Raw genomic sequence first — 10,754 nt, forward strand, 5'->3', positions numbered from 1 at the left:
CGGGTTTGTGGACGGCGCTGCTGGGCGTCGAGCGGGTGGGCCGGACGGACGGCTTCTTCGAGCGCGGCGGGCATTCCCTCCTCGCCGCAAAGCTCGTCGCGCGCATTCGCGAGGAGATGGGCGTCCATATCGGTCTGCCTGCCTTCTACGCCGCCCCGACCCTCGCGGCGCTCGCCGCACTGATCGACAGCGACGACGAGGCGCGCGCCCGCGACACCGTCGATGCCCTGCTCACCGAGTGGGAAGAGGTCTGACCATGACGGGCGCTCCCGAACGCAATCCCAGCTGGGACCAGCTCGCCCGGCGCTTCGCCGCCCTGCCGCTCGAGAAGCGGGCCGGCTTCCTCGACGCGCTCGACGCCCGCGGCATCGCCTTCGAGCGGCTGCCGATCATGCCTTTCGCCGACGGCGCGCCGGATCGGTTGTCCCTGGAGCAGCGCCGCCTGTGGTTCCTCTGGCAACTGGAGCCGGAAAGCCACGCCTACAATCTCGGCGGCGCACTCGGACTCGACGGACCACTCGATGAAACGGCGCTGGCACGCGGCCTCGACTGGCTCGTAGCCCGTCACGAGACCCTTCGGACCACCTTCACGCCCACCGAGGATGGCGACGCCCGCCCCGTGATCCACCCGGCCGAACCGGTCGTGCTCGCCCGAGCGGACGTCTCCGCCCGGGCGGCGGTCGAGCGCGAGGAAGCTGCCAGGGCCCTCGCCGAGGCCGGCGCCGGGGCGCCCTTCGATCTCACGGCGACGCCTCCGGTTCGGTTCGGCCTCGTGCGGATCGAGGCCGAACGACACCTGCTGTGGTTCGCGTTCCACCACATCGTCTCCGATGGCTGGTCGATCGAACTCGTGATCGGCGAATTCTTCGCCGCCTATGCCGCCTTCCACGAGGGACGTGACCCGGCCCTGCCGCCGCCGCCCGTGCGCTACGCCGATTGGGCCGCGTGGCAGAGGGTGCGGCTGGAGAGCGGCGAGCTCGTTCGCCAGCGCGACTGGTGGAAGGGCGAACTCGGTGACGAGCACCCTCCGATCGCCCTGCCGACGGACCGTCCGCGGCTGCCGATTCAGAGTTTTCGGGGAGCGCGACGGCGCTTCACCCTCGATGTCGAGACCAGCCGTGCGGTGCGGGCGCTCGCCCGGACCGAGGGCGCGAGCCTGTTCATGGTTCTGCTCGCGGGCCTCCACGCGCTGCTCGCCCGGCTAACCGGTGAGGGCGACATCCGGGTCGGTATCTCCAGCGCCAATCGCACGCGGCCGGAGACCGAGAGTCTGCCGGGCTTCTTCGTGAGCACGCAGGTGATCCGAGCCCGGATGGAGCCGGCCCTGCCGATGCGCGATCTGATCGCCGCCGTGAAGACGGCGACACTCGCGGCGCAGGCCCATGCCGATGTGCCGTTCGAAACCCTGGTCGAGGCGCTGCAGCCCGAACGGACGCTGAGCTACAATCCGCTGTTCCAGGTCAAGTTCACGCAGCAGCTCGACACGCCGCGCACGATTCGCGCCGCGGGGCTGCGTGCCACGCCCCTCGATCTCCTCGAGAATGTCACGCGTTTCGACCTCAGCCTCGACGTGACCGACCGCGCCGACGTCATCGACGGCGTGCTGACCTACGCGACCGATCTGTTCGAGCCGGCTTTCGCCGACCGCTTCGTTTCCGCTTATGCCGATCTGATGCGCTGGGCCGCCGCCCGGCCGGAGGGTCCGCTCGCCGATTGGAATCCGGCCGATGTCTCCGCCCTGTCGGGCGAGACCGCCGATCGGACGGATCCGGACGTGCTCACGGCCTTCGCCGGACACGTCGCGCGGGTGCCGGATGCGATCGCGCTGCGGGCGGGCGCGAGCTCGATGCGCTTCGCTGAACTCGACGCCGCCGCGACCCGGCTCGCCGAGGCCCTGCGCGCCGCAGGACTTTCCCGCGAAGAGGTGGTTCCGGTCCTCGCCGGGCGCAGCCTCGATCTCGTCGTCGCGGCCCTCGGCGTGATGCGGGCGGGCGGCATCTACGCGCCGCTCGATCCGGCGCTGCCGGCGGAGCGGCTCCGACGGCTGGCCGCCGATGCGCGGGCCCGGCTCGTGCTCTTCGATGCCGAGGGGGCCGGAGCCGCGACGACGCTCGACCTCGACCGCCACGCGATCGCCGATCTGATGGCTCGCCCCGGTCCGCTCGATGCGCCGCCGCTTCCGGTGCCCCTGCCGGATCAGGGCGCCTACCTGATCTACACCTCGGGCTCGACCGGCGCTCCGAAGGGCGTGCTCGTGCCGCATCGGGCGATCGCCGCCTACACGCAGGCGATGCTGACCCGGTTCACGCTGCCGCAAGGCGCGTCCTTCGGCCTCGTCTCCACGCCCGCGGCCGATCTCGGCCACACGATGCTGTTCGGTGCCCTCGTCTCCGGCCGGACCCTCCACCTCATCGAAACGGAGGCTGCCTTCGACGCCGATCGTCTGGCCGACACGGTTCAGGCGAACCGCATTGGCGTGCTCAAGCTGGTGCCGAGCCATCTCGACGGCCTGCTCGCAACGCCCCGCGCAGGCGAGATCCTGCCGGAAGCCGCGCTAATCCTCGGGGGCGAGGCGCTGCCCGCCGGCCTCGCCGCGCGGGTGCAGCGGCTCCGGCCGGGCTGCCGGGTGATCAACCATTACGGGCCGACCGAGACCAGCGTCGGCGTCCTGTCGCACGAAGTCGCGACGACGGAAGCGGGGGAGGACACCGTCCCGATCGGGCGCCCCTTCGCCGGCGTCTACGCCGTGATCCTCGATGCGCATCTCGCACCGGTGCTGCCGGGTGCGGTCGGCGAACTCTATCTCGGCGGGGATCAGCTCGCGCGGGGCTATCTCGGGCGTCCGGGGATCACCGCCGAGCGCTTCGTGCCCGATCCGGCCCGGCCGGGCCGCCGCCTCTACCGCACCGGCGACCGGGTCCGGCTCGACGGCGAGGGCGCGATCCGGTTCCTCGGGCGCGCCGACGATCAAGTGAAGATCCGTGGCCATCGCATCGAACTCGGGGAGGTGGCCGCAGGCTTGCGCGCGCTGCCCGGGATCGAGACGGCCTATGTCGTTCCCGACCGTACCGAGACCGGCCGGCCTCGCCTCCTCGCCTACGTCGTCGGCACGGCGGAGGCCGCGTCCGGTGCCCGCACCGCCCTGGCCCGGACGCTGCCGGACGCGATGATCCCGAGCCACGTTCTCCGGCTGCAGAAGGCTCCGCTCACAGCCAACGGCAAGCTCGACCGCCGGGCGCTGCCGAAGCCCGATTCTTCTCCGGGAGATACCCTGCCGGATGTGTCCCGTGCGGGCGGCGACACGGCGCAGAACGCTCTGGCCGAGATCTGGGCTGAAGTCCTGCGCCGTCCGACGGTGAATCTCGACGACAACTTCTTCGCCCTCGGGGGCGACTCGATCCTGAGTCTGCAGATCATCGCCCGCGCCAAGCGCCGGGGCTACCGTCTCACCCCCAAACAGGTGTTCGAGCACCAGACGGTACGGGCCTTGGCCGCCGTGGCCATGCCCCTGACGCCCGCGACGCCGGCAAACACGCCGTCGTGCCCGGCCGAAGCGACGCTCTCCGCCATCTGGGCCGAGGTCCTGCGCCGTCCGACGGTGAATCTCGACGACAATTTCTTCGCCCTCGGGGGCGACTCGATCCTGAGCCTTCAGATCATCGCGCGCGCCAAGCGCCAGGGCCTGCGGCTGACCCCGAAACAGGTCTTCGAGCATCAGACACTCCGGGCGCTGGCCAAGGTGGCGGTGCCGCTGGCCACCCCAGGGCAGGACAGCGGAGCGGGCTCGGCTGCGGCGAGCGCCCCGGCAGACGGTGAGCGGGCCGAGCGCATCCTCGCTGAAATCTGGGCCGAGGTTCTGCGCCGTCCGGTCGTGAATCTCGACGACAATTTCTTCGCCCTCGGGGGCGACTCGATTCTCAGCCTCCAGATCATCGCCCGCGCCAAGCGCCGCGGTCTGAAGCTGACGCCGAAGCTCGTCTTCCAGCATCAGACCGTGCGGACGCTGGCTGCCGTGGCGGTCCCGCTCGACGCTGCTCCGTCCCCGGCATCGACCCGACCTCCAGCCGCGGCCTCGCGCCCGGCGGTGAGGGAGGTGCCGCTGACACCGATCCAGCTCGCCTTCCTGGCGCGGCCGGTGCCGAACCGCGGCCACTGGAACCAGTCGGTTCTGCTGATCCCGCGCGAGACGCTCGACGGGCCGGCGCTCGCGGCGGTGCTGTCGGCGCTCGTTGCCCGGCACGAGGCCCTCCGTCTGCGCATCCGGCCGCGCGGCGAACGCTGGGTGCAGGGCGTCGTGGCCACCGAGACCGCCGACCTCCTCGACATCCGCGCCGTCGCCGATGTGGCGGATCTCTCGGCCGTCTGCGCGGCGGCGCATCGCGCGATCGATCCCGGCGAAGGCCCGTTGCTGCGCGCAGTGCTGGCGCGCCTGCCCGACGGTAGCCAGCGCCTGCTGCTGACGATCCATCATCTCGCCGTCGATGGCGTGTCCTGGCGCGTGCTCCTCGACGACCTCGCCCTCGGTCTGGAGCAGCGCCGCCGTGGCGAGACCGTGGCGCTGCCGGCGCCGGAGACGGACTTTTCCGATTACGCCCGCGCCCTGCTGCTCCATGCCCATTCGGAAGCCCTGCGGGACGAGCTGACCTACTGGCAGGCCGTGTCGGGCGCCCCTCTGCTGGACAGCCCGACGCGGCTGGGCGAGGCGCATCGCCTCGCCACCATCCTCGACGTCGCGGCGACGCGGGCCGTCATGGAGACCGCCCCCGCCGCCCTCGATGCCCGTCCGCACGAAGTGATGACGGCAGCCCTCGCCTGTGCCCTGGCCGGGGGAGCCGACAGCGTCACGATCTGGTTGGAGGGCCATGGGCGCGATCCATCCTACGCGCCCTCGGATCTCGACCGCACGGTGGGCTGGTTCACGAGCCTCTACCCCGTCCGCCTGCCGGTTCGGGCGGACCGGGCCGAGCACGTCGCCGCCATTCGCGAGGCCCTGCGGGCGGTGCCGGAGGGCGGTGTCGGGTACGGACTTCTCGCGCATCTCGCCGAGCCGGACCTTCGGGCGGCCGTGGCCGCACCGCGCGGGCCGGTGTTCAACTATCTCGGGCGGATCGACGACGCGATGGCCGGGGGCGCCTTCACCCTGGCAGCGGAAGACGCGGGGCCCGAGCGCGATCCCGAGGCGCTCATGCTCGATCCGCTGCGCATCGATGCCCGGCTCCGCGACGGTCAACTCCGGATCGATTGGATGTTCGACCCGGTCCGCCACGATGCGGCGGAGGCCGAGCGGATCGTGGCCGCTTTCGAGGCTGCCTTGCGTCGGCTCGCGGGCGCCGAGCCGGCCATCTCCCGCGAGGTCGAGAGCTATCCCCTGACCCCGATGCAGCAGGGCCTGCTGTTCCATGCGCGGCTCGCGCCCGGCGATACGGCCTATGTCAATCTGCTCGCCGTCACCTTCGACGGGCTCGACACGAACCGGTTCCGCGCCGCTTGGCGCGCCGCCTATGCCCGGCACGACATCCTGCGCTCGACCTTTCACGCGCGCGACGGCGCCGAGCTAGAGCAGGTGGTGCATCCCCGTGTCGAACCGGCCTTCGAGGAGCACGATTGGCGCGGCATGCCCGATCTCGAAGGGCGCCTCGCGCGGCTCGGCGATGCGGAGCGCGCCCGCGGCTTCGACCTCGCGGCAGCTCCGCCGATGCGCCTCGTTCTCGTCCGGACAGGCGAGGCGAAGTGGCGCTTTCTCTGGGTGCGCCATCATATCCTGCTCGATGGCTGGAGTTCGGCTCGGTTGCTGGCCGAACTGGCCGCGCAGTATCGCGGCGAGGCGCCGCACGGGCCGGCTCCGCGCTTCCGCGATGCGGTGGCGTGGTTGGCGCGCCGCGACCGGGCGGCGGACCGGGCCTATTGGCGCGCCGCTCTGGCCTCCGTCGAGGAGCCGTTCCGCCTGTCCTCGGGGCATGCCGGTCCGCCCGGCCGGGGTCGCCACCTGATCCGGTTGGATGCGGAGCGAACGGATGCACTCCGCGTCGCCGCGCGCGCCAAGAGGATCACGCTCGCCACCCTGGTCCAAGCGGCCTGGGCGCTCGTCCTCGCCCGCCGCACCGGTCGTCCCGCCCTGTTCGGCGTCACCATCGCCGGTCGTCCCGACGTGCTGCCCGGCGCCGAGGCGATGCTGGGGCTGTTCATCAACACGCTTCCGGTGCTGACCGAGCCGTCCGCCGATCGTGCAATCGGCACCTACCTCGCCGATCTTCAGGGGCAGAATCTGGCCCTGCGCGAGCACGGGGCAATTCCGCTGTTCGAGGTCCAGTCGCTCGCCGGCAACGGCGGCGAGGCGCTGTTCGACACGGTGCTGATCTTCGAGAACTACCCCGTCGATCCGAAACTGAGCGTGCCGGCCCCAGGTGCTCTCGCCTTCCGCGACGTGCTCGTGAGCGAGGACACGCATTACCCCCTCACCGTCACGGTGGAGATGGGCGAGACGGCGACCATCGGGCTGGCTTACGCCACGGAGGCGTTCGCGCCTCGGGACGTCGAGGCGATCGCCGACGCGTTCGACCGGGCGCTGTCCGCCTTCGCGGCGGCGGCGGACGAGGCGCTGCTCGGCGGCATCGGCCTCGCGCCCGCGGGTGATCGCCCGCTCTCGGGGCCGGCTCAGACGCCCTTCGTCCCGCTCGCGGCCCGGCTGCGTGCCCATGCGCAAGCGAATCCGGAACGGATCGCGGTCGAGGGCGACGGCGGCCCGCTCAGCTATGCCGAACTCGACCGGGGTTCGGACGCCGTGGCGGCGCGTCTCGCCGCAGCGGGGGTGAGGCGCGGCGATCGGGTCGGCGTCTTCCTCGGGCGCGGGACCGCGATGGTGCTAGGCCTGCTCGGTATCGTGAAGGCCGGTGCGGCCTATGTGCCCCTCGATCCGGATTATCCGTTCGAGCGCCTCACCTTCATGGCGCAGGATGCGGGTCTGGCCGCACTACTGACGGAGCCCGCCCTCTGCGCGGCGGCGCCCGCAGGCCCCTGGGCGATGCTCGATATCGAGGGGGAGGCGACGGGTCCGGTCCCGGCCTTCGCGCCCCATCCCGACGATCTCGCTTACCTGATCTACACCTCCGGTTCGACCGGACGGCCCAAGGGCGTGATGGTCGGTCACGGTGCCCTGGCCAACCTTCTCGCCGCGATGGCGTCGGAACTCGGCATCGACGCGAAGGATCGGCTTCTGGCCGTGACCTCGCTCTCCTTCGACATCGCCGCGCTCGAACTGTTCCTGCCGCTCACCGCGGGCGCGCGGCTTCGGGTTGCCGCCCGGGCGGAGACCGCCGATCCGCGCCGCCTCGCCGCCCTCTTGGAGGCGAGCGAGGCGACGGTGATGCAGGCGACGCCCGCGACATGGCGGCAATTGCGGGCGAGCCGGTGGGCGGGCCGACCCGGTCTCAAGGCGCTGTGCGGCGGCGAGGCGCTTCCGGCGGATCTCGCCGCGTGGCTCGCGGCCCGGGTCGGCACGCTCTGGAACGTCTACGGGCCGACGGAAACGACGATCTGGTCCAGTGCCGGCCGCGTCGAGGCAGCCGAGGGCAATCCCGATCTCGGCCATCCCCTGGCCGCCACCGTCTTGTCCGTCCTCGACGACGCGCTCCAGCCGGTTCCGATCGGGGCATCGGGCGAACTCTGGATCGGCGGGGCCGGCCTCGCCCGGGGGTATCGGGGTCGGCCGGGTCTGACCGCCGAACGCTTCGCGCCCGATCCGTTCGGGGCGCCGGGCGCCCGCATGTACCGCACCGGCGATCGCGTCCGCCGCCGCGCCGACGGCCGCCTCGACTACCTCCATCGCCTGGACCATCAGGTGAAGATCCGCGGTTATCGGATCGAGCCCGGCGAGATCGAAGCGGCCTTGAGTTGTCACCCCGCCGTGGGCGAGGCGGTCGTGGCTCAGGCCCCCGGTGGAGAGGGGCTTCTCGCTTACGCCGTTGCGGCACAGGGCACCTCGCCCGAGATGCTGCACGACCATCTCGCGGCACGCCTTCCGGCGCACATGCTGCCGGGTTCGATCCTGCTCCTGGACCGTCTGCCATTGACGCCCAACGGCAAGCTCGATCGTGCCGCCCTGCCGCGGCCGGACGCCGTCGCGACCGCAGGAGCGGCGCCCCAGGGCGAAACCGAGACGGCCGTGGCGGTGATCTGGTCGGATCTCCTCGGCGTGCCCCGCATCGCCCGCGACGATCACTTCTTCCGCCTCGGCGGACATTCGCTCACCGCGACCCGCATGGTGGCCCGGATCGAGTCCGAACTCGGCCGCGTCGTGCCGCTGAAGGCGGTCTTCGAAGCGCCGACGCTGCGGGTGTTCGCGGCCGTGGTCGAAGCCACCGGAGCCGTTGACGCCGACGGTGAGAAGCTCGCCCGGGCGGAGGCTCTGCTGGCGGAGCTCGACGCCTGATGAGCGCGCTATCCGACCGCCTGCGTCTCCTCGCCGAGCGCCTTTCCGCCGCTCGACCGGAGGAACGGCGCGCATTGCTCGCTCGCTTCCGGCAGGCAGGCATCGACTTCGACGATCTGCCGGTACCGCGCATCGACCCGGCCCAGCCGGCGCCGGCCTCCGACCTTCAGCGCCGCTTGTACTTCCTGTGGCGGCTCGATCCCTCGAGCGCGGCCTATGCCGTCGGTGGAGCCCTGCGCCTCACCGGCCCCCTCGACCGGGTCGCCCTGTCCGGCGCTGTCGATGGGTTGGTCGCCCGCCACGACGCCTTACGCACCCGCTTCCGGGAGGCAGAGGACGGCCACCTGCTCCAGATCGTCGACCCGGCGGTACCGGGTTCGCTGGCGGAGCACGACCTGTCCGGCCCCGAGGCTGAGGCGGCTTTGCGCGCGCATCTTCGCGAAATGGTCGAGCGGCCCTTCGACCTGATCGCCGGCCCGCTGGTGCGGATCGCCCTGGTCCGCCTCGGAACCGACCGGCATGCCCTGATCCTCGCGATGCATCACGCTGTCTGCGATGCGTGGTCCCTCGGCGTCCTGACCCGGGAGATCGCCGAAGACTACGCCGCCCGCCATGCCGGGCGGGAGGCGGTGATTCCGATGCCGCCCCTGCGCTTTTCCGATTGGGCAGCCTGGCAAGCGATCGGCCAGGAAGCCGGCTACGACGCGCAGGCGCTGACGCGCGCCTGCCAGCGTCTGGCCGATGCTCCGCGCATCGTCTTCCCCGAGCGTTTGGCCGCAGCTCCGACGGACGGCGATCGGGCGCGGCGGGTGCCGCTCGTCTTTCCCGCCCCGGTACAGGAGGCGTTCCGGCTGTTCGCGGCGGAGCGGGGCGTGACGGCGCCGGCTCTGATGCTCGCCGCCTTTGCGGTCTTCCTCGGGCGCAGCACCGGCCTGAGCAATGTCTGCGTCGGCATGCCCGTGGCCAATCGGCGGGGAGCGGCGACGCAGGATGTGGTCGGTCCCTTCGTCAACACCCTGGCCCTGCGTCTTCAGCCGAAGCCCGGTCTTTCCTTTGCCCAGGTCGCCGAGACGGTCGCCGCGACGCTGCAGGACGGGTTGGCCGAACAGGCTCTTCCCTTGGACCGCATCTTGGAAGGGCTTGGGGGGACGGGCGAGGGGCCGTTCGACGTGATGTTCGGCTACGAGCGGGTGCCGTCGCCGCCGCTTTTCCCCGGCCTCACCGCCGAGCCGATGCCGGCACCGCTGGAGACGGCCAAGTTCGATCTCATCCTCGGAATCGAGGAGAGGGAAGGCGGCGCGATCTCCGGCGCGTTGATCCTGGCCGAAGCCCGCTTCCTGCCCGGCACCGGCGAGCGTTGGGCCGCCCGCTTCGTCGAGATGCTGGCCGCCTTGCTGGCCTGTCCACTGGCGCCCTGCGGCGAGACCCCGTTGCTCACGGAGGCTGAGCGCGCCTTCCTGGCCGCGCAACACCGGATGCCGCTGTCGCCTCGGTTTGAATCGGTGAACGCTCGGGTGGCGGCGCTGGCCGCCAGCGAGGGCGCGCGCGTCGCCCTCGTCCACGGCCCGACCCGCCTCACCTATGCCGCGCTCGATGCCCGCGCCAATGCCCTCGCCCATGCTCTCATCCGACGCGGCATCCACGCCGAACACCGCGTCGCCCTGCGCCTCGAACGATCCCCCGACGCCTTCGTCGCCATCCTCGCCGTCCTCAAGGCCGGCGCCGCCTACCTCCCCATCGATCCCGACGCCCCCCCGGAGCGCCGCGACACCGTCATCCGCCAGGCCGGCGCCCGCCTCCTCCTCACCGACGTGCCGGGCGAGGGCGCCGCCTGCCCGTGCCTGCGCCTCGACGACCCGGACGCCTTCGCCGGACCCGCCACCGATCCCGGCCTGACCCTCCATCCCGACCAGCTCGCCTACGTCATCTTCACCTCCGGATCGACCGGCCAGCCCAAGGGCGTGGCCGTCGCCCACGGGCCGCTCGCCATGCATGCCGCGGCGGTCGGTGCCCGCTACGGCCTCACCCGCGACGATCGCGTGCTCCACCTCATCGCGCTCTCCTTCGACGGCGCCACCGAGGCCTGGCTCGCCGCCCTGTTCCACGGCGGGCGCCTCGTCATCGGCGAGCCCCGCGCCTGGACCGCGCCGGACATCCTCGACACCATCCGCCGGGAGGGCGTGACCGTCACCGGCATGTCGCCCGCCCTGCTGATCAGCCTGGCCGAGGCGCATGCGCAGGCCGGCGGCGGCCGGCTGCCGGTGCGCTCGTGGACGGCCGGCGGCGAGGCGTTCGGCCTCGACGCGTTCCGGGCGGTGCGCCGGAC

The 10,754-nt window shown here is 72.0% G+C and carries 3 protein-coding genes; all 3 read left to right on the forward strand.

The features are described 5' to 3' along the window. The coding region (locus MFF26_RS26080) for a phosphopantetheine-binding protein (protein ID WP_238308934.1) at positions 1–254 on the forward strand (254 nt) is incomplete at its 5' end. A gap of 2 nt (positions 255–256) precedes the next feature. Further along, positions 257–8,428 (forward strand): non-ribosomal peptide synthetase, encoded by an 8,172-nt coding sequence (locus tag MFF26_RS26085; protein WP_137831731.1) that lies wholly within the window; start codon positions 257–259, stop codon positions 8,426–8,428. After that, on the forward strand, positions 8,428–10,754 hold a 2,327-nt coding region (locus tag MFF26_RS26090; protein ID WP_238308935.1), incomplete at its 3' end, for a condensation domain-containing protein. The genes MFF26_RS26085 and MFF26_RS26090, both read left to right, overlap by 1 nt.

It is taken from the genome of Methylorubrum suomiense, assembly GCF_022179765.1.
Lineage (GTDB): Bacteria > Pseudomonadota > Alphaproteobacteria > Rhizobiales > Beijerinckiaceae > Methylobacterium > Methylobacterium suomiense.